19 protein-coding genes and 1 riboswitch are annotated in these 23,484 nt (G+C 59.1%); of the genes, 10 read left to right on the top strand and 9 right to left on the bottom strand.

Annotated elements, in window-relative coordinates; translation table 11 throughout:
• Positions 1–33 precede the first annotated feature (33 nt).
• Genes NNL35_RS05450 through NNL35_RS05470 form a run of 5 tightly spaced genes read right to left on the bottom strand, consistent with a single transcriptional unit; the run spans position 34 to position 5,971 of the window.
• The gene (locus tag NNL35_RS05450) at positions 34–918 is read right to left on the bottom strand and encodes a hypothetical protein (RefSeq protein ID WP_006678643.1); all 885 of its coding nucleotides are present in this window, start codon (positions 916–918) and stop codon (positions 34–36) included.
• 25 nt (positions 919–943) lie between these two features.
• Positions 944–2,233 carry an MBL fold metallo-hydrolase gene (locus tag NNL35_RS05455; RefSeq protein WP_006678641.1) on the bottom strand — a complete coding sequence of 430 codons (1,290 nt, stop codon included), beginning with the start codon at positions 2,231–2,233 and terminating at the stop codon, positions 944–946.
• A gap of 7 nt (positions 2,234–2,240) precedes the next feature.
• Positions 2,241–3,902: an ABC transporter permease gene (locus tag NNL35_RS05460; RefSeq protein ID WP_006678640.1), complete on the bottom strand. Its 1,662-nt coding sequence runs from the start codon at positions 3,900–3,902 to the stop codon at positions 2,241–2,243.
• A gap of 18 nt (positions 3,903–3,920) precedes the next feature.
• Positions 3,921–4,991 (bottom strand): ABC transporter substrate-binding protein, encoded by a 1,071-nt coding sequence (locus NNL35_RS05465; RefSeq protein ID WP_006678639.1) that lies wholly within the window; start codon positions 4,989–4,991, stop codon positions 3,921–3,923.
• Complete coding sequence (locus tag NNL35_RS05470; RefSeq protein WP_006678638.1) at positions 4,988–5,971, bottom strand: ABC transporter ATP-binding protein; 984 nt, start codon at positions 5,969–5,971, stop codon at positions 4,988–4,990. Before NNL35_RS05470 ends, NNL35_RS05465 begins: the two co-directional genes overlap by 4 nt.
• 195 nt (positions 5,972–6,166) lie before the next feature.
• Here NNL35_RS05470 and NNL35_RS05475 point away from each other — a divergent pair, with 195 nt between their 5' ends.
• Both NNL35_RS05475 and NNL35_RS05480 read left to right on the top strand, forming a co-directional pair.
• Entirely contained in the window at positions 6,167–7,078 is a 912-nt protein-coding gene (locus NNL35_RS05475) for a LysR family transcriptional regulator (protein ID WP_040733159.1), read from the top strand.
• A 40-nt stretch (positions 7,079–7,118) separates the two neighbouring features.
• Entirely contained in the window at positions 7,119–7,769 is a 651-nt protein-coding gene (locus NNL35_RS05480) for a TVP38/TMEM64 family protein (RefSeq protein WP_006678636.1), read from the top strand.
• A 71-nt stretch (positions 7,770–7,840) separates the two neighbouring features.
• Here NNL35_RS05480 and NNL35_RS05485 read toward each other — a convergent pair whose 3' ends face one another.
• Entirely contained in the window at positions 7,841–8,455 is a 615-nt protein-coding gene (locus NNL35_RS05485; RefSeq protein WP_006678635.1) for a superoxide dismutase, read from the bottom strand.
• A 454-nt stretch (positions 8,456–8,909) separates the two neighbouring features.
• Here NNL35_RS05485 and NNL35_RS05490 point away from each other — a divergent pair, with 454 nt between their 5' ends.
• The 8 genes from NNL35_RS05490 (at position 8,910) to helD (ending at position 19,452) form a co-directional block, all read left to right on the top strand.
• The gene (locus tag NNL35_RS05490; RefSeq protein WP_006678634.1) at positions 8,910–9,347 is read left to right on the top strand and encodes a GNAT family N-acetyltransferase; all 438 of its coding nucleotides are present in this window, start codon (positions 8,910–8,912) and stop codon (positions 9,345–9,347) included.
• Positions 9,348–9,475: 128 nt separating this feature from the next.
• Positions 9,476–10,027, top strand: a complete 552-nt coding sequence (locus tag NNL35_RS05495; protein ID WP_006678633.1) for a DUF402 domain-containing protein — start codon at positions 9,476–9,478, stop codon at positions 10,025–10,027.
• A gap of 192 nt (positions 10,028–10,219) precedes the next feature.
• Positions 10,220–11,953, top strand: a complete 1,734-nt coding sequence (gene queG / locus NNL35_RS30325) for a tRNA epoxyqueuosine(34) reductase QueG (RefSeq protein WP_006678632.1) — start codon at positions 10,220–10,222, stop codon at positions 11,951–11,953.
• Between the two features lie 199 nt (positions 11,954–12,152).
• On the top strand, positions 12,153–12,359 hold the full coding sequence (locus NNL35_RS05510; RefSeq protein WP_006678631.1) for a YneF family protein: 207 nt from the start codon (positions 12,153–12,155) through the stop codon (positions 12,357–12,359).
• 53 nt (positions 12,360–12,412) lie between these two features.
• Positions 12,413–13,006: a GTP cyclohydrolase I FolE gene (gene folE, locus NNL35_RS05515; protein ID WP_006678630.1), complete on the top strand. Its 594-nt coding sequence runs from the start codon at positions 12,413–12,415 to the stop codon at positions 13,004–13,006.
• Positions 13,007–13,171: 165 nt separating this feature from the next.
• Complete coding sequence (locus NNL35_RS05520; RefSeq protein WP_006678629.1) at positions 13,172–14,233, top strand: DUF7309 domain-containing protein; 1,062 nt, start codon at positions 13,172–13,174, stop codon at positions 14,231–14,233.
• A 498-nt stretch (positions 14,234–14,731) separates the two neighbouring features.
• A riboswitch (purine riboswitch) is annotated at positions 14,732–14,833 on the top strand.
• Between the two features lie 132 nt (positions 14,834–14,965).
• Positions 14,966–16,738, top strand: a complete 1,773-nt coding sequence (ade, locus tag NNL35_RS05525; protein ID WP_006678628.1) for an adenine deaminase — start codon at positions 14,966–14,968, stop codon at positions 16,736–16,738.
• A gap of 353 nt (positions 16,739–17,091) precedes the next feature.
• Positions 17,092–19,452: an RNA polymerase recycling motor HelD gene (helD, locus tag NNL35_RS05530; RefSeq protein ID WP_006678627.1), complete on the top strand. Its 2,361-nt coding sequence runs from the start codon at positions 17,092–17,094 to the stop codon at positions 19,450–19,452.
• 141 nt (positions 19,453–19,593) lie between these two features.
• Here helD and NNL35_RS05535 read toward each other — a convergent pair whose 3' ends face one another.
• The 3 genes from NNL35_RS05535 to NNL35_RS05545 all read right to left on the bottom strand — a co-directional run bounded on the left by NNL35_RS05535 (position 19,594) and on the right by NNL35_RS05545 (position 23,404).
• Positions 19,594–20,730, bottom strand: coding sequence for a type II restriction enzyme (locus NNL35_RS05535; protein WP_100226419.1), 1,137 nt, complete (start codon positions 20,728–20,730; stop codon positions 19,594–19,596).
• A gap of 130 nt (positions 20,731–20,860) precedes the next feature.
• Positions 20,861–21,700, bottom strand: coding sequence for a DNA adenine methylase (locus NNL35_RS05540; protein WP_006678625.1), 840 nt, complete (start codon positions 21,698–21,700; stop codon positions 20,861–20,863).
• Between the two features lie 207 nt (positions 21,701–21,907).
• Positions 21,908–23,404, bottom strand: coding sequence for a Fe-Mn family superoxide dismutase (locus NNL35_RS05545; RefSeq protein ID WP_254553007.1), 1,497 nt, complete (start codon positions 23,402–23,404; stop codon positions 21,908–21,910).
• Positions 23,405–23,484: the final 80 nt, after the last annotated feature.

Below are 23,484 nucleotides of genomic sequence, written 5' to 3' on the forward strand. Positions count from 1 at the left end.
GCCAGCCTGGAGAAATCAGGCTGGCCTTGCGGCTTAATAGCGCTGCAAAATAAGCTGGGTCTTCAGTTGGTCGACCGGGAGCAGCCAGCCCGCTTGGGCCAGGTCGGCTTCCAGCGCCGCTTTTTTGGCGGCGGCCGCAGCGCCGTCCGCTTCCTTGAAGGAGGCCTCTACGATGTAATCAAAGCCGGTGCCGGCTTCATTTTTAATCGCCCATACTTCAATGTCGATTTTGTCGCCGTCCCACAGCCCGCTGGAGCGGGTGGCGTTAACAGGACCGTACAGCTTCTGAACGGCTTGAAGCTGGTTCACGCCCCATTGCGGCGCGCTCCAATTGACGAATTTGCCGGGCGCTTCATCTATCGCCCAGGTGCGGGAGGTCGGCAGGTCAGGCAAGGCTATGCCGCTGAAGCCGTCTTTTTTCACTTTTTTCTTGCGGGAAATGCTCAGCGTCTGCTTGGTGTACCCCCAATCGACCTGCGCCTCATAATTTGTGTCGTCCGCGGTAAAGCCGTCCCTGGCCGCCTGAGCGAGAGCCGCATTCAGATTGCCGTTCTCTACCGGATAGCGCTTCTTGTACACGAGCTCGAATTTGTTGCTGGCGTCGTTCTCTTTTTTGCGGAGACGGACATACCAGCCTTCTTGATTGATGCGCTGATCATTCGTGTCCAGGAACTGGACACGGATCTTCTCGGCGGCCCCTGTCTGGAAATAGGTCCGGACAGCGGGAGTCAGCTCGTGATTGGCATCGAGCACAAGGCTCGGATCCAGGAACAGTTTGACTTCATAATCGGGCGTCATCGGCTGCGGTGCCGCTGCGGAGGAAGCGGGCGCCGCGGATGCTGCGAAGGAAGTGAACGCGATGAGGACCGCGAGGATCCCGATCCAAGCGCGGTGATGAAGGGAAATTCGGTTGGACATCTGTATTCCACCTTTCCGTTCCAGGTTATATCCGGATGGAGCATCCGGGATGCAACGAATACAGCCCTTGGTAGCCGAGCTGGCCAAGCTTGTGCCGCAGCCGGTCGGTCATTTCCTTGGGCGCATGCGCCAATATCGTCGCGGTGGACGGTATGGCGTCCATCATATGCCGCACATCGGGCAAGCCTTGATGGATTTTGTAGCGGAACCGGCGCACCTCGCAGGTGGAGCCGGCCGCGACGGCCGCTCCGAAGCTGTCTCTGCCAAGGTGTCCGGTGAACAGCACGGCGTTGCGCTTCCGGGTGTTGAGCTGCTCGTAATAGAAGCGCGATGCGGGAGTATGCATCATGCCGTCGGTGACGAGAATGACCCGCGGCGGTCCCTCCAGCACCCGCATCCGCTCGTCATCGCTGCCGACGAGAGTGAGCAGCGGAGAGCGCAAGCAGCGCTGCAGGCGCTCCACGGCGTCGGCCTGGAACCATTCCGGCCATTGCCGGTACATGCCGGCCGCGTCCGCGATGGCGGACTCGACCGCCAGCGGCTGCCCGGGGAAGCGCTCATGCAGCCAGAGCAGCAGCTCCTGGCTGCGGCCGAACAGCGGAACGGGCAGCAGCACATGTCCGCCCCGCTGGAGCACTTCTTCGATCTTGGCGGCCAGTTGGGACAGCAGTTCCTGCTGCCGCCTTGCATCTTCGCCGTAGGCAGCGTCGATAATCGAGACGTCCACCTTCTCTGCCGCTGGCAGCGTGCGGCCGGAGCAGGAAGGCCCCGGCGGTTCCGCCTTCAGCAGCAGCGATTCGGCGCAATAGTCGCCGGAATAGAAAATTCGCTTGCCCCGGATGTCGAGCAGGAGCCAGATGGCTCCGAGCGCGTGGCCGCTCGGCCCCCAGCAGGCCCGGACCTGGGGCGAAGCGGCGAACCATTCTCCCGGCGGGGCTTCGTCTTCCACGTAGCGGAAGCGGATGAGCCGCACATCCTCTTCCCCGTAGGGGACCTTCGCGCCGGTGCTCTGCGCATAGCTGCGCCAGGCCTGGAAATAGGCGGGCAGCTGCGACGCGGTCGCCCTGGACGTCCATACTTCCCCGGCATATCCGGACCGGTACAGCAGGGGGAGGGCCATCGAGTGATCCTCATGGGCATGCGACAGGAACACGGCCTCGATGGCATGAATCCGGTCCGGGTCAAGCAGGGGATAGACACCTCCTTCCTCCTTTTTGCCGCCGCAGTCGAGCAGCACGGCGCATTCGTCATGTTGTATGTAATAGCAGGAACGGCCGTGTTCGCCCGCTCCTCCCCATACTGTCACATTCAACATCTGTCCATCACTTCCTGTCCGCCCCGAAGTAGTTCAATACAAGAAGCAGAATCGTCGTCAAGCCGAGCGAGACGACCGCCATCGCCATGCCGAGCGAGACTTCGCCCTGTTCGAACTGGGCGAAAATATAGGTCGCCGACACCTGCATCGAAGGCGGCAGAATCATGAGCGAAGCGACCAGCTCCCGGATGGAGATGGTGAAGCTCATCATCCAGCCGGCCAGCATGCCCGGCACGAGCAGAGGCAGCAGAATGCGCCGGTAGATGTAGGCTCCGGTGCCGCCGAACACCCGGCCGGCCTGAAGGAGCGAGCGGTCGATCTGCCCGAGGCCGGACTTGATATATTGCACCGAATAGGGCAGGAACAGCACCGCGTAGGTCAGGACGACCATGCCGTAGGTGTTGTACAGCGGCAAGGGCATCCAGGGCGAATTCCAGAACAGAATGAGCCCGACGACCAGGACGATGCCGGGGACCATGTTCGGCAGCAGGCTGAAGGCGTCGGTCACGCGCTGTGCGGCGGTGGAGGCCGAGCCGATGATCAAGGCCAGGAACAGGCCGAGCAGCGTGCCGATCGACGCGGAGAGCAGCGCCAGGCCGACACTGTTGCCCAAGGCTTGCATGCCGGGGGAACCGGGGCGCAGCAGCTCCGCATAGTGGGCCAGGGTGAAGTTGTCCCAGGCCAGACCGTTGCCGCGCAGCTTCTGCAGCGAGGCGGCAAGGATCGAGAAGTAGGGCACGCCGATGGACGCGGCGAGCAAGGCGGCCACATAGCCCCAGGCGGCTCCCTTCCTCCAGCCGGTCAGGCGTTGCTCCGTATCGCGCCCGCCTCGGCCGCCGACGGTCGGGTAGTGGAAGCGGCGGGTGATGACGCTCTGGATGTACCAGAACAGCAGACAGCCGCCCAGCAGCAGGGAAGCCAGGGATGTCGCCTTGCCGAAATCGATCGGCCAACTGGAAATATAGTTGTGAATCTCGCTCGTCATGACATAGAAGCCGATCTTGCGGCCGAAGGTGGCCGGCGTGCCGAATTCGGCTATCGTCTTGACGAAGACGAGCAGCGCTCCCATGGCGTAGCTGGACAGCAGGAGCGGCAGGACGATGCGCCGCAGCCGATAGCCGTAGCCTGCGCCGTGCAGCGCTGCAGCTTCCTCGTAGCCGGTGCCGATCCGCTGCAGCGCGTTCCGCAGAATCAAATACAGGAACGGGAACAGATGCAGGCTCATGACGGCGACCATGCCGAACAGGCTGAAGAACAGCGGGGTGACCGCTTCGGCGGACGGGAGCAGCTGCTCCAGGAAGCCGCGGCGCTGCATGAATAAAATCCACCCCATCGACCCGATGTAAGGCGGGGTCATGAACGGGATAATGAGCACGACATCGAGCCAGCCGTGGCGGCCGATCGAGGTTTTGGCCGACAGGATCGCCATCGGCAGGGCCAGCAGGGTGGCGCCGAGCACGACCCATGCCCCGAGCTGGATCGTGTTCCACATCACCTGCGCCAGCTGCGGGTTCGCCATCACCCGGAACGGCGCCGTCAGATCGATCGCCGTTCCGGTCCGGATGCTCGTCAGCAGGACCATCCAGAGCGGAGCGGCGATGAGCGCCGCCAGCAGGACAACGGCAAGGGCCGCTCCGAGCGTTCTATAGTTCCATCGTGTTGTTGCCATATCGGCGTCTCCGTTTCATTATGGTTTGTACAAGTCGAGGAAGCGCGCGCTAATCGCGCCGCTATTCGCATTCATCCAGTCCCAATCGATATTCAGCACCGGAATATCGGCCACGCCTGCGCGATCCTTGGCCGGAATGTCCTGGCGCCCCGGCAGCAGATAGGCGTCGGCGACCAGGTTCTGGGCTTCATCGGATAGCAAGTAATCGATGAATTGCTTCGCGTTGTCCGCATGCGGCGCATCCTTCAAGATCATGGCCGGACGCACATTGATGACGGTTCCGCTCGCAGGATAGACCATCTCGACCGGCTCGCCCTTGGCCTTGGCGCTGTAGGCCATATAATCGACTCCGGCCAGTACGGCGCTCTTGGCCCCGGTAATGACCGGGTCGAGCGCTTCTTTGTTCGCGCCCGCCATCTCGACCCCGTTCGCCTGCAGCTGCTCGAACAGGGACCAGCTGTCTTCGCCCTTGTCATTCAAGTACCCGGCAATGAAGTTGAGCGCCGAGCCGGACAGCGAAGGGTCCGGAATCGTGACGGCTCCCTTCCATGCGGGCGCGGTGAAATCGGACCAGTCCTTCGGCGGCTCCTGAACGAGCTTCGTATTGTACGTAATGCCGAGAGCCGATGCGCTGTAGCCGAAGAAATGATAATCCGGGTCCATCCAGCCCTTGTACAGCTTGTCGGCGCCGGCGGCTTCCTTGTAGCTCTGGGTCCAGCCGGCCGATTTCATTCCCATCGCTGATGGCCAGGAGGCGAGGATGACGACATCGGCAACCGGGTTGCTTTTCTCCGCTTCCAGCCGCGCCAGCACCTTGCCGGTCGTGCCTTCGAACTGCTCGATCGCGATGCCGGTCTTCGCTTCGAAGCCCTGCTTGATCGCTTCGGATAAATTTTTGGGTCCAGCGGTGTAAATCACCAGCTTGCCGCTATCGCCGGAGTCTGTCTTCGCGGCCTGCGGCGCGGCGGGCGCGGATTCCCCGGATTGGGCGGACGGCGCGGCCGAGCCGCAAGCGGCGGTCAGCCAGGCCAGCATCAGCACGGTCACTAACGACATCATGCGCAGAGAGAAGCGTCCGTTCTTTTTCATACTGCAATGTCCTCCTTCTTGTTCATGCCATGGATATGCTGCGGGGAGACGTATACGGTGACAGGGGAGCCGACAGGCAGCCGTTCCTGGTGGTAGGCCGTCCACACTCCGTGTGCCTCCACTTCAATATGAATCTCGTACCGTTCTCCCATATAGCCGGTGTGAATCACTTTGCCCTTCCAGGAGCGATCGTGTGCGGTACCGGTCCAGCGCACATGCTCCGGTCGGAACATCTCCAGCTCACCGTCAATCCAGTTCGATCGGCCGACGAAGCGGGCGACGAACGGATCGGCGGGAGCGCGGTAAATATGCTCGGGCGCTGCCGCCTGAAGGATCTTCCCGCCCCGCATGACGATAATCCGATCGGACATCGACATCGCTTCGGACTGGTCGTGCGTCACATACAGGGCGGTCATGCCGAGAGCGCGGACCAGTGCCATCAGCTCCGCCTTCATCTCCTCCCGCAGCACGGCGTCGAGCGCGCTGAGCGGCTCGTCGAACAGAATGAGCTGCGGCTCGGTCACGATGGCGCGGGCAAAGGCCACCCGCTGCTGCTGCCCGCCGGACAGTTGAGACGGGCGCCGCTGCTCGAAGCCGGCGAGGCGGACCAAGCGAATCGCCTCCTGCACCTTGTCCTTCAAGCCGGCGGTGCGTCCGGCCGCACGCAGCCCGAAGGCGACATTTTCGAATACGGTCATATGCGGCCACAGGGCGAAATCTTGAAAAACCATGCCGAGCCCCCGCTTGTGAACCGGCTTATGAATCCGCTTCGCTGCCGAGAAGATCGTCTCTTCCCCGAAGCGGATGTCTCCGCTGTCCGGGGTCTCGAGTCCGGCGATCAGGCGGAGCAGCGTCGTCTTGCCGCAGCCCGAAGGGCCGAGCAGCGTCGTGAACTCTCCGGACCGAATCGTGAGCGATACGTTCTCAAGAGCCGGCGCTTTGCCGAATGACTTGTTCAAGCTCTCGATATGAACATCCATGAGATGGTGCCTCCTTGCGTTGCGTTCTCTTACCTTCGATTAGCCTCATTGTACAGGCGGATGTTCATGCTCATGTTTTCGTGATGTAAAGGTATAGTTAAAGTTTTTGTTAATATCTTTCGCATAGCATAGATTTTCTCTATGATGGGAGCATGGCGTTGACTTGACGGAGGGAGGAGCGGTTCCGTGAACATTATGAAGCTGCAGATCGTGGCGCTGCTGGCCAAATATCAAAAAATTACGGCGGTAGCCGAAATATTGGGCGTCAAGCAGCCGACCGTCACATTCCATCTGAAAAGTCTGGAGGACGAATTCGGCATGCCGCTGTTCGAGTCCCGGAGCGGGAAGCTGGTGCTGACGGAAGCGGGCGAGGCGCTGTATCATTATGCCCGTCGCATCCATGCCTTGATGGAGGAGACCTACCATGTCATGGGGGAGTTCACGGAGGGCGGCCGGGGCACGGTGCGGATCGGCGCCAGCCATGTGCCGGGGGCGTATTTGCTGCCGGATGTGTTGAACGCCTTCGCCACGCAGTACCCCGACGTTACCGTGCATCTGGAGATTCAGACGGCCCCGGCCATCGAAGAGAGGCTGCGGCAGCATGAGCTCGATATCGGCATAATCTCCTCGCAGCCGTTCGAGGCCGACGATCTCCATCAGCAGGTCTGGCTCGAGGACGAGCTGGTGCTCGTCGTGCCGCCCGGGCATACGCTGGCGCAGGAAGGAGCGCCGACGGCCGAGCGGATCGGGACAGAGCCGTTTATTTTCCACGATACCCAATCGGCGACGCGGCGCATCATGCTCGAATGGGCGGACGCTCACCGGATCAAGCTGACCTCGCGGCTGCACATGAACTCGATCGAGGCGATCAAGCGGGCCGTCATCCATGGGCAAGGCGTGACGCTGCTGTCGGAACGGGCCGTGAGCCAGGAGGCGGCGAGCGGGACGCTGATCGCCATCCGCCTGCCGGATCGGAAGCTGAAGCGGTACATTTACCGCTGCCATCACAAGGAAAGGTGGATGTCGCCGCCGGTGAAGGCGATGTGGGACATGCTGCAGCAATACGAGGGGAGAAATAGATTATGCGGAGATTTTGCAATAAAATGAACCAAGGGCTTGTACAGTGAGAGAAAAGAGAGGTGAAGGCATGGGGAAATGGGCCACCGCCGCCATCTATATGCTGGCTATGGCCGGAATCTGGTTCTGGCGCGAGGAGCTGCTTCAGTGGATAGAGAGCCTGAAGTCCTCCCGCGATGCGGCCACCGCCGTGCAAATGTTCGTCCTGGCGGCGATCGCTTCTCTTTTTCCCGTCATCCCGTTCGGGGTCGTCGGGGGCATTATGGGAGCCGCGTATGGACTATGGCTTGGCGGGTTGATGAATACAGCCGCTTCGACGCTGGGAGCGGCCGTCCTGTTCCTCGCGGTCCGGCACGGCTGGCAGGAGCAGGGCAGGCGCTATCTGGATCGGGTTCCCCTGCTGCATAAGCTGAACGCCGCGATGGAACATCGCCCGGCGACATCCGTCTTCATCGCCCGTATGATTCCGGTGCTGCCTGCTGTCGCGATCAACGTGTATGCGGCGCTCGTGTCGGTGCCGTTCGTCGCTTTCCTGCTCGCTACGGCAGCAGGCAAGCTCCCGGTGATGCTGGTCTTTGCCTTCATCGGGGAGCAGGTGCTGGAGGACGGCATGAAGATTCCGGCTGTGCTGCTTCTCTGCGCGGCGATGGCGGCTGGATTCTATGCCGTATACCGTTATCGGGCGGGCTGGCGCCGGAAGGAGCGGACGGAACGGTCTTGATATGGACATGCAAAAAGGGACCGTCCCCCGGGTCTGACAAGACCCGAGGAACTGTCCCTTATTTTCGTTTCTTATTTTGCAGCTGCTTCGTATTTCTTTTCAACTGCCGGCCAGTTGACGACGTTCCAGAACGCAGCGATGTAGTCCGGGCGCTTGTTCTGATATTTCAGGTAGTAGGCATGCTCCCATACGTCCAGGCCGAGAAGCGGAGTCTTGCCTTCCATCAGCGGGCTGTCTTGGTTCGGAGTGCTGGATACGGACAGCTTGCCGTCTTTGTCGACTGCCAGCCAAGCCCAGCCGGAGCCGAAGCGAGTCGTAGCCGCTTTTGCAAAATCTTCCTTGAACTTGTCAAATCCGCCAAGCTCCTTGTCGATTGCTTCCGCCAGCTTGCCGGATGGTTGTCCGCCGCCGTTCGGTCCAATCGTCTCCCAGAACAGGGAGTGGTTCGCATGGCCGCCGCCGTTGTTGCGGACTGCCGTACGGATGCTCTCAGGCACGCTATTCAGATCGGAGATGAGTTCCTCAACGGATTTGGATTGCAATTCAGGCGCAGACTCCAATGCCGCATTCAAGTTCGTCACATACGTGTTGTGGTGACGGTCATGGTGAATCATCATCGTCGTCTCGTCGATGTGAGGCTCCAGTGCATTGTTCGCATACGGAAGAGCTGGTAATTGATGTGCCATTCGTTCATTCCTCCCAAAAAATATGTAAGTGATATATTCTCATTTAACCATGAGTCGGGCTAATAAATCAACATAAATGTTTCAAAAGTCAGAGCTTTGTCATAGGGCCTGACTTTATATCCTTACCCAATATAGGATGCTTTCAAACGTAGCGCCGGCGCTCACAAGATTCGTCACAAAATTGGCACAATTGCCAATTATTTATACCTATGGACCCGAAAGCAATGTAAACGCTTTATTTAAAACGCTTACACGAGAAAAACCGTGTTTTTTCGGCGTTTTTACGCGAATCTGAATGATAAAGAAGGAATTTCGCGATTTTTGTCGTATTTGTAAATACTATATATAATGATATGAGAGCAAAATGGATGTCCGTTGGCGTAGACTGTTTGTTCACAGATAGAGAAGAGAACCGTATATTTTACACCAAGCTCAGGATGAGGGAGAGTAAGACATGAACGTTCGATCCTTTCGTTTGGCGGATTATTTGCCGGCTACTCAGTTATTGAAGGAATCGCTGTCCGAGGAATGCTGTGAGAAGACCCTGGATGCCTTTGCGCGCCAGTTGTCCTTGGATGGAGAGCTTGTGATCATCGCGGAACAGGAGAACCCGAATGGGGAGACGATCATGGTCGGGCTGGCTATCGGCACCATTGATCGCAACAACGGGTACTACTATCGTCTGGCGGTGCACCCGGAATTCCGCAACCAAGGCGTAGGCAAAGCGCTTGTCGCCGGAATGGAGCAGAAATTCCAGCAGCGCAAGGTCCGCAACATTATGATTGCTGCGGATGAGCATACGGAATTCGTATTGCCTTGGTTCGAGGCATTGGGATACGGGGCCCAGCATGTCTTGCGTTCATTGAAGCAGCTTCGGATTGTTACCGGCTAGCTGTCTCTGAATTGAACATTTGTCGCCGAATGGGAAGGCATATCTTTACAACCGTTGCAATCGGGGTGAAGATATGCTTTTCTATTAATAATAAGTGAAGAGAAATGAAGTAAAGCCGAGGAAAACGCATGGAACGTTATGAGAAAGCCCTTGTGAAAAGTTTCAAACACGATGGCCATTTGCACCGGATGTGGCTGGAGAACTGGATCGTGCCCTCCTCGCTCGTGCATCCCGAGCATGCCGCTGAAGGAATGTTCGTGCTGATTAACAGCCAGACTCCGATCAGGGAAGCGGACGGGAAGCAGTGGAACAGCAAAATTCCTGCCGTTACGTTCCTCATTCCGAAGCAGTGGTTCAATGTGGTGGCGCTGATTGAAGATCACGGCATTCGCTACTACTGCAATATTGCCTCGCCGCCATACCGTACGGACAACATTTTCACCTATATCGATTACGATCTGGACGTCATTCAAATGCCCGGCGGCCAGGTCAATGTGGTGGACCAGGACGAGTATGAACAGAACCGGCATGTATACCACTATCCTGATCTGGTGGAGCGGAAGATCAGTGCCGGCCTCGAAGCGGTGCTGGAACGGATTCGGCATCGCCAGCCTCCGTTCTGGGACGATGAGGTGCGCCGGTACTACGACGACTGGAAGCAGGCGATCCAGCCGGAATGAGGGGATTCCTCTGCAAGCAGCAGACTGGCGGAGCTAGGAATGCGGCAGGGGATGAATGGAAATGCAGGGAAGTCAGACCTTAACAGGAGCGGCGCCTGCTCTGGGGAATCCGGTACCCGGAGCTAGGGGGCCGTTCTGCATTTAGAGCGGCGCGGATCCGCGCCGTGACATCAATCGAAGGAGGTGAACGGGATGACGGAACAGAAGCACACGGTACGATGGACACCATACGGGACAGACCAAGCGGCGGGGGCCGAGGCGAGTCCGGAAGCGGATCGCTGGCAGCGGCTCAAGCAGGAGATTATGGATGCGGCGCCTTCCATGGGCATCGACCAGGTCGGGTTCACGACGGCAGACCCGTTCACCGAATTGAAGGCGCGCCTGCAGCATTCCATCGATCAAGGATATGCGTCCGGGTTCGAGGAGCCGGACCTGGACAAGCGGACGAAGCCTGCGCTGCTGCTGGACGGGGCGCGCTCCATTATCGCGATCGCGGTCGCTTATCCGTCCAAGCTGGAGGGCGGTCCGAAGTCGGAGCCGGGCGCGTACCGGGGGATGTTCGCCCGGACCGCATGGGGACTGGACTATCACCATGTGCTGAGGGACCGGCTGCAGCGGCTGGAGCAGTTCCTGCGCGAGAGGGTGCCGGAGGTGCAGCTGAAGAGCATGGTCGACACCGGCGAGCTGTGCGACCGGGCGGTCGCCGAGCGATCCGGCATCGGCTTCAGCGGCAAAAACTGCTCGATTATTTCCCCAAAGTGGGGATCTTGGATATACTTAGGGGAAATGATTACGAATCTGCCGCTGCCGCCGGATCACCCGCTGACCGAGGATTGCGGGGAATGCACGCGCTGCCTCGATGCCTGTCCGACAGGAGCGTTCGTCGGGCCCGGGCAGCTCAATGCGCAGCGCTGCATCTCGTTCCAGACGCAGTCGAAGGAGATGCTGCCGCATGAGATGATGGTCAAGATAGGCAACCGGCTGTACGGCTGCGATACCTGCCAGATCGTATGCCCGAAGAATCGCGGGCTGAATTGGACCCATCATGCCGAGATGCAGCCCGATCCGGAGCAGGCGAAGCCGCTGCTTGTGCCGCTGCTATCGCTGTCGAACCGGGAATTCAAATCCCAGTTCGGCAGCAGCGCGGCGGCGTGGCGCGGCAAGAAGCCGATCCAGCGCAACGCGATTGCGGCGCTTGGCAATTTCCGCGAGCGCCAGGCCGTCCCGGCCTTGGAAGGGCTGCTGCGCAACGATGAGCGGCCGGACATCCGTGCCGCCGCGGCGTGGGCGCTTGGCCAGATCGGCGGGCCGGATGCCAAGCGCATATTGAAGGCGGCGCTAAGCCGTGAGGAGGAACCGAAGGTGAAGGAAGCCGTGATGCAAGCGCAGGAGCGCGCTGAAGCTCAGCAAGAGCCGCTGTATGTGCAGGAGATGGAGAGCCCGATCGGGCCGCTGACGTTGGCCGCGACCGCGACCGGATTGTTCGCGATCGAGTTCGGGGACGCGTTGTCGGTGGCGGAAGGGCTCCAGCGGCGGGCGGCCCGCAGCTACGGCCGGGTCGTGCTGCAGCGCCATCCGGAGCGGCTGCAGGAGGCCAAGCGGCAGTTGGAGGAGTATTTCGCGGGAACGCGCCGCGAGTTCGATCTGACGCTCGATATCCAGGGGACGCCGTTCCAGCGGCAAGTATGGCAAGCCTTGACCGACATCCCTTATGGGGAGACCCGGTCCTACAAGCAGATCGCGGAAGCGATCGGCAATCCGGGGGCGGTGCGGGCCGTCGGCGGAGCGAATAATCGCAATCCGCTCTCCATTATCGTGCCCTGTCACCGCGTGATCGGCGCCGACGGCAAGCTGGTCGGGTATGGCGGCGGCATGGACAAGAAAATCACCCTGCTCCGTCTCGAGGGCATTCCTTGCGGGCAATGAGCCGCAGGGCGACTCCAAGACAGATTCCATTCGTTTGTCATATTGGAAGGGACATGCTATCATAATGGCGGACGAGTTCCGCGAAGCCATGCCTTCTCACGGATAGATCGAAGTGAGTGTTCAAAAGCCGCGCTTCCTCGAAAGACGGTTTTTTGAATGACCTCATCTAACTAATTTTTGTTGGGGTGACCATAAGCAGATGATTTGGGTTGTAGGGATTATCGCACTCATCGTGGGTGTCATTATCGGCTTTGCCGGCGGGGTGTTCTACCTGCGCAAGCAGATGGAGAAGATGCAATCGGATCCGCAAATGCTGCAAAAAATGGCAAAGCAAATGGGCTATAATTTGAATGCGAAGCAGATGCAGCAAGCGCAGAAAATGATGCAGCAAAAAAAGAGAAAATGAAATAACGGAACTGCCCGCGTCCATGGGCACGGCAGGCGGGAGGAGGCACTATTATGGCTGGCTTGAAAGACTATGTCAATTCAAAAGTCGGTGAAAATCGCGAGCAGATCGAACATCACGTAAAAGAAATTTTAAGGCTGATCGGCGAGGACGTCGATCGGGAAGGACTGAAGGAGACGCCGGCGCGTGTCACCCGCATGTACGAAGAGATTTTCGGCGGGTATGAGGTCGACCCGCGCGACGTGCTCGGGGTTACCTTCGACGAAGCCCATGAGGAGCTCGTTATCGTCAAGGATATTACGTATTACAGCTTGTGCGAGCATCATATGGCGCCGTTCTTCGGCAAGGTGCATATCGGCTATATTCCAAGCGGACAGGTGGCCGGCCTGAGCAAGCTGGCGCGGCTGGTCGAAGCGGTCACGCGCCGTCTGCAGGTGCAGGAGCGGGTCACGTCGGAAATTGCGGATATTATGGAAGAAGTGTTGAAGCCGCACGGCGTGATGGTTGTCGTCGAGGGCGAGCATTTGTGCATGTGTTCCCGCGGCGTCAAGAAGCCTGGCAGCAAGACGGTTACGATGTCGACGCGGGGCAGCTTCAAGGACGATGCGGCGCAGCGCGCGGAATTTTTGTCACTGATTAAGCAGTAAATTGGTGCTTTAGGGTTTGAGCAGAACCAATGGAACCCGTTCCGGGCAAAGGGGCGGGTTTTTTGCTTGGCTTTATAGGAACGGTTGAGAGGGACGTGGGCGTGTAGTGCTTGAGGCGCGCTTGCGGCAGAGCGCAGCATGGAAGAGGAGGACGAAGGAAATTCTATGACAAAGACGGATGTAGAACTGACGGAACGCAGCGAAGAAGCGGTGGAATTAACTGAAGAGCAGGCGGAATGGCATCGCCTCTATGAAGCGGCGGCAGCCTTCAAGAAGCAAGGAAGCTGGAAGTGGGTGTCCGACTCCGAGATCTTCGGCGTATGCAACCCGGAGGATGGAGAGGTCGGATATTGCACCATTATGGGATCGAACGAAGAGTTGTTCGGCCTGGCCATGTTCCGCGGCGGCGAAGGGCTGGAGAGCCTGCAGGACATGATGCTGGAGCGGGACGAGCGTTATGGTTGGCTGAATCGGCAAAAATGTATCATGGTGACGTTCGAGGATCGGACCGAGCTGGACAAGCAGGATCTGGCGCAAATCAAAGAGCTTGGCTTCCGCTTCCGCGGACGCAACGCCTGGCCGCTGTTCCGGGCTTATGACCCGGGGCTTGTACCATGGACGCTTGACCGGAAGCAGGTCCGCTTCCTGGCGAACGCCTTGGAGCAAGCGGTGGAGCTGGCTGCTCGATGCAAGAAGGACAAGCAGCTGCTCGTGCCGCCAGTCTCCGGGCAGCTGTTGGTCCGCGCGCAGGAGAACGGGGAATGGAGCGAAGGGTGGCGCGATCCCGAGTTCGTCCTGAAGCGCCCGGCGAAGTATGAATACATCGACGACGCGAAGCTGACGGACCTCGTGCGCCGGATTCCGGAGAAGCGGGGGCAGTGGGAGACCGATTATTTCTTCGCACCTGTCGCGGTGCAGGGCGAGGCCGAGCGGCCGTATTACCCGCGGCTCTGCCTGTGGGTGGATCGGCTGGCCCGCAGCGCGGTCGGCTTCCATGTCGCTTATGAAGGAAATTACGAGCAGGAATTCATTGATCATATGATTCAGTTAATCGAGGAGAAAGGGGCTCGCCCGCAAAAGCTCATTATCCGGTCGAACGAAGGCCTGGATTTGTTCGAGAAGACGGCGCAGCGGCTGAAGATTAAAATTGAACGCGAGCCGCGCCTTGTCTATCTGGAGGAAGCGCAGGCGGATCTGTTCGATTATTTTGCCAAAAACGAATCTTGATTGCTAAGCCGTGTGTTCTAGCAGGATGCACGGCAGCCAACGGGAGTGTCTTATAGGCATTGCAAAATGATTGAGGTGATGAGTTAACAGAGAATGTGGATGCGAGAAAAACGGCTGCGCGCAAAACGGCGGAGGATGGATGAAGCAGTGAAATGCTGCGTGGATGCAGCAATTTCTGCTCTTTCAGCCGCTATTTGATGAAATTCCTGCAAAAGTACATTATTTTCAACGATTTTTTTCTTTTATCGATTGGATAGTATGAAATTGATGCCGTTTTGCAGGATTCCCTGTAACGGAGTACATGTCATAAAGGAAAGGTGAATTTTTGCAGTTTTTCGGCGAGTCGAGCTTTGAGAATCAATGGGGGGACTGTCTCACTGTAGTGAAATACTACTTTTGGGACATCCCCTTTCTTTTGGATTAAGCGGGTTATTGGGTCAGGCATCTTTTTACTTCGCATGCATCCATTGACGGGAATAGGGCTGGCCGATACAATGTAGAGAATTGAATCGTATTCTTCGTATAATTTTGGAAATAGGGTCCAACCGTCTCTACCAAACTACCGTAAATAGTTTGACTACGAGGAAGAGAATGCCTGTCACGAGGGATGATCCCCGCAAGGATAGGCTCTTCTTGCTCCTTGCCGTCAAACTCTAGTTGCTGGACTAGAGTTTTTTTGTTGTACCCGTATCGCGCAATCATCCTATAAAAAGAAAAGGAATGTGAAATCGAATGAATTGGAGCAAGCAACATTGGAGCAAGCGGATTGCCGCAGCCGCCAGAACGGCACCAGCTGACCTTGTCATAACGAACGGAAAGATCGTCGATGTCTTCAATCTGGACATTATCGAAGGGAATGTCGCGATTGTGGACGGCATCATTGCAGGCATCGGCGGCAGCTATGAAGGCGCACGCGTCATCGATGCGGAGGGCCGCTATATCGCCCCGTCCTTCATCGACACGCATGTTCATATTGAATCCGCCATGGTCACGCCTGCTGAATTCGCTCGCGTCGTGCTCCCTCACGGCGTCACATCCGTCATTGCCGATCCGCACGAGATCGCGAATGTGTCCGGGACGGACGGCATTCAATATATGCTGGACGCTTCCGAGAATCTGCCGCTGGACGTATACATCATGCTGCCATCCTGCGTTCCGTGCACGCCGTTCGAGCATGCTGGAGCGAAGCTCGATGCGGCCAGCCTGGACGCATTCTACGCGCACCCACGGGTATTGGGATTGGCCGAGGTGATGGATTATCCATCCGTGCGCCGCGGCGATGACGGCATGCTGGACAAATTGATGTCCTCGCATCGGCATGGCGGAATGATTGATGGTCATGGCGCAGGATTGAATGAAGAGGCGATTAATGTATACCGGGCGGTCGGCATTCGCAACGACCATGAATGCGTGACGGCTGAGGAAGCCAAGGCGCGGCTCCGGCGGGGCATGTATGTCATGATTCGCGAAGGCTCGGTCGCCAAGGATGTCGAAGCGCTCATCCCGGCCGTGACCGCCAGCAACGCGCGCCGCTGCGTGTTCTGCACCGATGACAAGCATTTGGACGAGCTGTTGCGGGAGGGCAGCGTCGACCATAATGCGCGTCTGGCCATACGCTGCGGGCTTGATCCGCTGCAAGCGATCCAGATGGCTTCCCTGAATGCGGCCGAATGCTTCGGATTGCAGACCAAAGGCGCAATCGCCCCCGGGTATGAGGCCGACTTCTTGCTGCTCGACGATCTGGAGCGCTTGACGATTGCCCAGGTGTACAAAGCCGGCAAGCTGGTGGGCGAGAACGGCCAATATACCGGGCCGCAGCCGCAAGCGGCCGCAATCCCGGCTGGACTATTGAAGTCGGTTCATCTGCCAGAGATAACGGAGCAGGATCTGCAAATCCGGCTGCAGGGAGAGCGCCGCTGCCATATTATCGGCATCAATCCGAACAGCCTCATTACGTCGCATCTCGTGGAGGAGGTAGATGTGGAGGATGACTGCTTCCGCCCTTCCGTGGCCAAGGATCAATTGAAGATCGCCGTGTTCGAGCGGCATCACCATACCGGTTGCATCGGACTGGGGATCGTCAAAGGGTTCGGCATTCAATGCGGAGCGATCGCCTCTACCGTGGCGCATGACTCCCACAACCTCGTCGTGGCCGGCAGCAATGATCGGGATATGCTGACCGCCATACAGGCGCTGCGCGATATGGAGGGCGGATTGGTCGTCGCAAGCGACGGCGTCGTGCTCGCCGCCATCGAGCTTCGAGTAGCAGGCTTAATGTCGACCGGCGATTATGCCGAGGTGCTCCGTCATATGGAACAGCTCCATCAGGCTCTATCGCGGATTGGCGCTTCCGACGAGTTCAATCCTTTTGTTACGCTGTCCTTCTTATGCTTGCCCGTCATACCCGAGCTGAAGCTGACGGATATGGGCTTATTCGACTTCGCTGCCTTCAAGCATATTCCGGTAACGGAAGAGAGCCGCACCGCCGATTACGTGTCGCGTTGATGCTGCTGCATGCAGGCTTGAACCCCCGTTCATCCGATCGTAAGGCATAAGTTCGATAAGCTCGGAAATCACCGCAATAAAAAAGACCGGGGGCAGATCATCTCCTCCGGTCGTGCTTTGCATTGAAACATCACCAAAAATAGGTTGTCTATGTAACATAAAGCATGCTTAATAGCTTGTCCATCGCTTGCAGCCGCATCCATCCTGTGGTACGATATCAGGTGCGGCATAATATTATGATGAACAAATATATTTTTACCCAAATATATAATATCATAACGCACGGGGTGTTGTCAACTGGTTAAGCAACCCGGTGCCGCAAATTCGTAATCTTTAGTAAAGCGGGTGATCAGATGGACCCGAATCATCGGGAGTGGCAGTTGGAGGAAGCGCGGGCTGTCGAGGTAATGGAGAAGATTGAGCAGCGCATCATTCCGCTGCAGGAAGAGATGGGCACGGTCAAGCGCGAAGTCGTGGATCTCCGCCGCGAGTTCTGGGACGACGTCAAGGTCAATCTGGATGACGTGAATGAAGCCATCGAGACGCATGCCAGCTTGAAGCAGCAGGCGGAAGTAATGGCCGAGCGCGAGCGCAGGCATCTGCATGCGGCTCAGCAGCTTGATGTGTGGAAGCGGATGGCGCAATCCCCTTATTTCGCGCGGATTGATTTCCGGGAGGAGGGGGAAGCGGAGGCAGAGCGAGTGTATATCGGGATCGGCTCGTTCCGGGACAAGGACGACAACTTCCTCGTCTATGATTGGCGGGCGCCCGTGTCCAGCCTGTATTACGACTATTCGCCGGGCCCGGCCCACTATGAGACGCCGGTCGGCCGCCTGTCGGGGGAGATGGGGCTCAAGCGCCAATTCATCATCACGGAGGGCCGGTTCCGGGGCATGTTCGATACGGGGCTTACGATTGGCGACGAGCTGCTGCGGCAGATTCTCAGCCGGCCGTCCAGCGCCCATCTGAAAAGCATCGTCGCGACGATCCAGCGGGAGCAGAACCGCATCATCCGCAATGAGCAGAAGCGGCTCATGGTCGTCACCGGCCCGGCGGGCAGCGGCAAGACGTCGACCGCCCTGCAGCGGATTGCGTATTTGCTGTACCGGTACCGGGATACGCTGCAGGCCGATGAGATCGTGCTGTTCTCGCCGAATCCGATGTTCAACCGCTATGTTTCGACCGTTCTGCCGGAATTGGGGGAACGGAACATGCGTCAGACGACGTATCAGGAATATGTGGAATACCGGTTGGCCGATTCCTTCCGGCTGGAGCACCCCGCCGAGCAGATGGAATATGCGCTGAGCGCCGGGGAACAACCGGAATACGCGGCGCGAATGGAAGGGATACGCTATAAAGCGGGAGCGGCTTTCTTCCGGGTGCTCGGGCGCTATGTGGAGCGGCTCGGACAGGAAGGCATGCGGTTCCGCGATCTCCGCTTCCAGGATCGGACGCTCATATCGGGGGAAGCGATGCTGCGCCAATTTTATGAGCTGGACGCGTCCCTGTCGATCCCGAACCGGCTGAGCCAGATAGCGGAATGGCTGCGGGGCGAGCTGGTCGCCGCCGCCCGCCGGGAACGGAAGGCGGACTGGGTGGAGGAAGAGATCGAGCTGCTCGACAATGAGGATTATGTAAGGGCGTTCCAGGAGCTGCAGCGCCGCCACAGATATACGGAGGAGACGTTCGATGACTTCGATCGCGAACGTGAATGGCTGGCCCGCCAGATCGTGAATGAGCGCTTCAAGCCGCTTCGCGCGGACATCAAGCGATTCCGCTTCGTCGATATGCCGGCCATCTACACGCAATTATTCGCCAGTCCGGACATCGCGGCCAGCCTGGCTGGAGAAGAAGGGCTGCCTGAGCGCTGGGCCGACATCTGTGCTCTGACGGCCGAACGGATGAACCGGGGCGAGATGGCCGTAGAGGATGCGACGCCATACTTGTATTTGAATGAATGTCTGGAAGGCTTCCATACGAATACGTCGATCCGGCATGTTTTCGTGGACGAAGGCCAGGACTACGGGGTCTTCCAGCTCCATTTCCTCAAGCGCCTGTTCCCTCGTGCCCGGTTCACGGTGCTGGGGGATGAGGATCAGGCGATTTACCCGCATGCCGAAGGAGCGGCGGCGGTACCGCTGCCGGCGTTGGCGGAAGTGTTCCCGGCCGAGGAGACGGAGTCGTTCCAACTGACCCGCAGCTATCGTTCGACCCGGCCGATTATGGAGCTGGCCCGCCGCATCATTCCAGGCGGCGAGCGGATCGATACGTTCGAGCGCGAAGGTCCGGCGCCGACGCTGACAGGAATGCAGGACAGGGAGGAATTGAACGCCCGGGTCGCCGCGCGGATGCGTGAGCTGCTTGCCGCCGGGCACCGCAATGTCGCTCTGCTCTGCACGACGGCTCAGGAGAGCCGCGAGGCGTACGAGGCGCTTCGGGAACTCATGCCGCTGCGGCTCGTTCATCAGGAGACGGTGACCTTCGAAGCGGGCGCGCTGGTCATTCCGTCGTACCTGGCCAAGGGCGTCGAGTTCGATGCCGTCGTGCTGTACAATGCATCTGACGAAGGCTACGGCCGGGAGAGCGAGCGCAAGCTGCTATATGTGGCGTGCACGCGGGCGATGCATGAGCTCCATATCTACTATATGGGGCGGCCGAGTCCTTGGCTGGAAGGCGCGCTTGCGGGAGCGGACGAAGGGCAGGCACAGGCCTGAAGCAAGAACCGGAACGGAAGGGCAAGAAGGAAGATATAAGCTGCCTAGCGCTGCATGGGTTCGCCGCAATGGCGTCCATGCGGCAGGGCAGCTTTTTGGTACATAGGGAAGGGAGGAGTGAAGGCTGATGATGGAGGGGCCTCACCCCATCAGACGCACCAGCCAGCCGTACCAGGCCAGGATCGACTGGGCGCGCCTGTGCTGGGTCGACGGGTTCAACTCGATGCCATGCCGATGCATCATATTCATCGCGTCCAATTCGGGAATCGGTTCGCCCCGCGTCAGGCTGGCGAGCAGAATGTCGCGGATGGCCGGTCTGGCGAACAGCTTGCGCAGAAGCGCCTCATGCCGTTCCTGCACCGTGAGCTGCATCAGGGCGCGGCCTTCCCCGGTCAGGCGGACGGCCGTTCCTTCGGGCGTGCGGCAGGTCTCCGCCAGCAGCTCCAGCAGATTGATGATGCGCTCGAACGAGTTCGCCTGCGGGAACGGCACGCCCTCCGGCTCTGCGCCGGCAGGGGTCGCTTCCGCGATGGCGAGCACCCTCTCCTTGGACAGCCCCCCTTCAATGCGGTAGGCGCCTGCGCGCACCAAGGCGATGGAATCATAGCGCATCGGATCCCGGAAGCTGTATTCGAATAAATAATAGACGCCATCCGAGTATAAGAAATAGATCGGAATGACCGGCTTCGTCAGCTGGGGGCGCGAACGCAATGCCCGGTACGGGTAGTACAGCTGGCGCACGCAGAAGTCCTGCGGAATGCTGTTCTTCGCTTCAAGAATTAGAATCTCGCGGTTCGATTCGAAGCCGGCGTCGATCTCCATCTGCTGGCTTCGTTCCACCTGAAGCGGATGCGGATAGCTCCCCACATGGAAGGAGAAGGCGGGGGACCGCATTCGTCCGCTGAAGGTCAGCTCGAGCGGCTCCGCCGGTTCGAGGCCGCGGAAGCGGTGGAGCATGTCGCTCATATGGGCGGTATGCAGCGCATTGGCTTCGCTCGTGGAGCTGCTGCCGTCGGCCTGTACCGTCTCGAAGGCCGGGAACCTCCAGTAGGCCCGGTGAACCGGAAGCTTCTCGATGTCCTCCAACGGATGGAAAATCGGGAAGCGGGCAATCGTGTAATGGCCGTTCGACACGGGCAAAATGCCGAGCCCATGGCGGGCGAAGCAGGGAGACAGCTCGCCGGAGGAATCGAACTTGCACTGTAGCCGCGCCTGCACGCCGGGCTCCAGCCCGTTAATCTGCTGGCTCGTAATGTCGAAATACCCGTTGGCGTTCACTTGGTGCAAAATATCGTAGCGGTCAAATAGCTTCTCCCAGATGAATCTTTTTTCCGCAGCCGGCTTGCCGCCATCTCCTTCATCCCCCCTGGAGCTTCCTCGTGTTCCCGGAATCGTCCCCGTTCCGGCCTTATTCTTCGAGTTGATAATTCATGACAAGCACCTCGTCCACCGCGCCGCGGGCGGTCGCCTTGGAGTTGATATTGCGGCGGGCCTGCACGATATGGAGCGGGAAGCCGTCGTACAGCTCGCGAATATAGTCTGTCGCATGGTTCGACAGCATTACATAGACGCCGCGTCCGTCCAGCTCGCGGAACAGATTGGCCAGCCGCAGCTGCTCGTCCCGCCCGAAGCCGTCCTTCGCATAGGAGGTGAAGGCGGCCGTCTTGGTCAAGACGTCGTACGGCGGATCGAAGTACACGAAGTCTCCCGCCTGCGCCGATTCCACGGCACGCTCGAAGTCGCCGACGGTCATGGCGATATCTGCTGATTGGAAATAGGACGCCAAGGCGCGGATCGTCTCTTCCTGGACGATATCCGGCTGCTTGTAGCGCCCGAAGGGGACATTGTTCTGTCCCTTCGCGTTGACCCGGTACAGGCCGTTATAGCATGTCCGGTTCAAATAGACGAGACGGGCGGCCCGGGTAACGGCGTCCAGCCGCGCGTATTCCTCCGGATTCCGGTCCCAGGAGCGGACCTCATAGTAATAGCTCTCTTCGTTCCGGTGCACCCGCAGCGCGTCGATAAGCGCTTCCGGCTCCCGGCGAATGGTCTCATACAGATTGATCAGCTCGCCATTCACGTCGTTGATGCAGGCGCGCGGCGGCATCAGATCGAACAGCAGCGCGGCGCCTCCGATGAACGGCTCATAATAGGCCGCCTGCGACCAGTCGAGGCGCGGCAGACGGCGGCGGATGTCGGGGAGCAGTTGGCGCTTGCCTCCCGCCCATTTGAGTATCGGTTTCAACATTGCCCTTCACCCCTGTCGGTTATCTGCGTCGTGAGGACTTGCTCGCCCGCAGGCGGGGCAGTCTCTCCTCACGAAAAAAAAGGCGGCCTGAAGGCCGCACGTAAGTTCGCGTATCCTCTTCTATTGTACCGAACGGGAGGGAGAAGACGCAATATCGAAAATGCGGCTCCGGCCGCTCGCTCGGGGAATCTGACGATTCTGCGGACATTAGTACGGCTTCCATACCAGAGTCCGCGCCGCCTGGAACCGTTCGTCGACCGCTGGCCAGTTGACGACATGCCACCAATCCTCGATATATTTGGCCCGCTCGTTCTTGTGCTTCAAATAGTAGGCGTGCTCCCACACGTCGATCGGAAGGAGCGGGATGACGTCCCACTGCGACAGATTCTGATGCTTCTCCGCCTGCAAAATCTCCAAGCGGCGGCTGCGCGGACTCCAGACCAGAATCGTCCAGCCGCCGCCCTCTACCTTCTCCGCAGCCTTGGAGAAATGCATTTTGAACGCCTTGAAACTCCCGAAATCTTGCGTAATCTGGTCCAGCAGATCCCCGGTCGGCTGGCCGCCGCCCACCGGATTCATCGTATTCCAGAAAATCGTGTGCAAATAGTGGCCGGCTCCGTGGAACGCAAGCTCTCTTTCCCAGTGCGTCACCAGATCGAAGCGGCCGGTGCGCCGCGCTTCCGCCAATGCGCGCTCGGCCTGGTTCAAGCCGTCGACATAGCTCTGATGGTGCTTGTCGTGATGGACCCGCATCGTCGTCTCGTCGATATACGGCTCCAGGGCGTCATACGGATACGGCAATGGCGGCAGCGTGTGGCCTCCGATCGGGACGGAGGCCGGCTCCGCACGCAGATAGTACTCTGGCACCGGCGGCTGATGCTGAGGGTGGCCAGCCGGCCATCCTTCAGGCAGGGTATACGGCAGCTCCCGGTACGGCAGGCTGCCGAACGGGGCGTCTTCGCGCGAGCTGCGGGCTTCGCCGTGCTCCTGAACCGGTTGTACCGGCTGAATCCCCTGGGCCGCTTGGGCCGCCTGGGCCGCCTGGGGCGTCTGAGCCGAACCGATGTAAGCCAGAATGCCCGGTGCAGGCGATTGGGGGGCGGTTGCTGTCGGGCTGTGGGAGTCCTCTTCGGATTCACTGTCATAGGCTGTCAAGGGATATTCCGCTTCTGCCGGTGCTCCGGAGCTGCTGCCGCTGTCGACAGGCGGGGCTTCGTGGATGAACGCCTTCGGCTGCACGGCGTGCGCCCCCGGTGCGTCCGGCGGAGCGAAGGAAGACAGCGGCTTGTCTTTCAGAGCGTGCACGACGTTCAGGAAATAGACGGATTCGCTGGCGATGTGATCGAATACGATCGGGGCGAGCGGCACGCTCTGTACGGCACGGCTATACTGCTTCATCGTCTCCAGATGCTTCACGAACTGTTCGGATTGATAGACGGATGCCTTGAGCAGCAGCTCGATCTTGTGCATCGTATCGGAAGGGGTGCTTCCCCCTTGCGACAGAATGAACTGGAGCCAGGCCGAGGCCGCTTCCTCGGTCTTGGTGAAAACAGGCTCCCATTCCCGGAGCACTTGAACATATTCCGGCTCAAGCTGCGGCACGATGGCGAGAATGACCTCGATGTGCTCGCGCTCTTGTTTTTTCCAAAATACGATCTCTTCCAGCACGCGGACAGGCATAAGTGATCCATATATGTACTCCAACGAGCGTCCCTCCTTTACATGTCAATGAGACTCGCATCCATGACCTCTTGTATCTAGCCTATTCCGCCGACGGGTTGGCC

Source organism: Paenibacillus dendritiformis (assembly GCF_945605565.1).
Classification (GTDB): domain Bacteria; phylum Bacillota; class Bacilli; order Paenibacillales; family Paenibacillaceae; genus Paenibacillus_B; species Paenibacillus_B dendritiformis_A.

Excerpts from the sequence above, each read along its gene's own strand:
- NNL35_RS05450 (WP_006678643.1), bottom strand. The coding sequence starts at position 918 with ATGTCCAACCGAATTTCCCTTCATCACCGCGCTTGGATCGGGATCCTC.
- NNL35_RS05485 (WP_006678635.1), bottom strand. The coding sequence starts at position 8,455 with ATGGCACATCAATTACCAGCTCTTCCGTATGCGAACAATGCACTGGAG.
- NNL35_RS05510 (WP_006678631.1), top strand. The coding sequence starts at position 12,153 with ATGATTTGGGTTGTAGGGATTATCGCACTCATCGTGGGTGTCATTATC.
- NNL35_RS05480 (WP_006678636.1), top strand. The coding sequence starts at position 7,119 with ATGGGGAAATGGGCCACCGCCGCCATCTATATGCTGGCTATGGCCGGA.
- NNL35_RS05455 (WP_006678641.1), bottom strand. The coding sequence starts at position 2,233 with ATGTTGAATGTGACAGTATGGGGAGGAGCGGGCGAACACGGCCGTTCC.
- NNL35_RS05465 (WP_006678639.1), bottom strand. The coding sequence starts at position 4,991 with ATGAAAAAGAACGGACGCTTCTCTCTGCGCATGATGTCGTTAGTGACC.
- NNL35_RS05475 (WP_040733159.1), top strand. The coding sequence starts at position 6,167 with ATGAAGCTGCAGATCGTGGCGCTGCTGGCCAAATATCAAAAAATTACG.
- NNL35_RS05490 (WP_006678634.1), top strand. The coding sequence starts at position 8,910 with ATGAACGTTCGATCCTTTCGTTTGGCGGATTATTTGCCGGCTACTCAG.
- NNL35_RS05520 (WP_006678629.1), top strand. The coding sequence starts at position 13,172 with ATGACAAAGACGGATGTAGAACTGACGGAACGCAGCGAAGAAGCGGTG.
- queG (WP_006678632.1), top strand. The coding sequence starts at position 10,220 with ATGACGGAACAGAAGCACACGGTACGATGGACACCATACGGGACAGAC.
- NNL35_RS05495 (WP_006678633.1), top strand. The coding sequence starts at position 9,476 with ATGGAACGTTATGAGAAAGCCCTTGTGAAAAGTTTCAAACACGATGGC.
- NNL35_RS05470 (WP_006678638.1), bottom strand. The coding sequence starts at position 5,971 with ATGGATGTTCATATCGAGAGCTTGAACAAGTCATTCGGCAAAGCGCCG.
- NNL35_RS05540 (WP_006678625.1), bottom strand. The coding sequence starts at position 21,700 with ATGTTGAAACCGATACTCAAATGGGCGGGAGGCAAGCGCCAACTGCTC.
- NNL35_RS05460 (WP_006678640.1), bottom strand. The coding sequence starts at position 3,902 with ATGGCAACAACACGATGGAACTATAGAACGCTCGGAGCGGCCCTTGCC.
- folE (WP_006678630.1), top strand. The coding sequence starts at position 12,413 with ATGGCTGGCTTGAAAGACTATGTCAATTCAAAAGTCGGTGAAAATCGC.
- helD (WP_006678627.1), top strand. The coding sequence starts at position 17,092 with ATGGACCCGAATCATCGGGAGTGGCAGTTGGAGGAAGCGCGGGCTGTC.
- ade (WP_006678628.1), top strand. The coding sequence starts at position 14,966 with ATGAATTGGAGCAAGCAACATTGGAGCAAGCGGATTGCCGCAGCCGCC.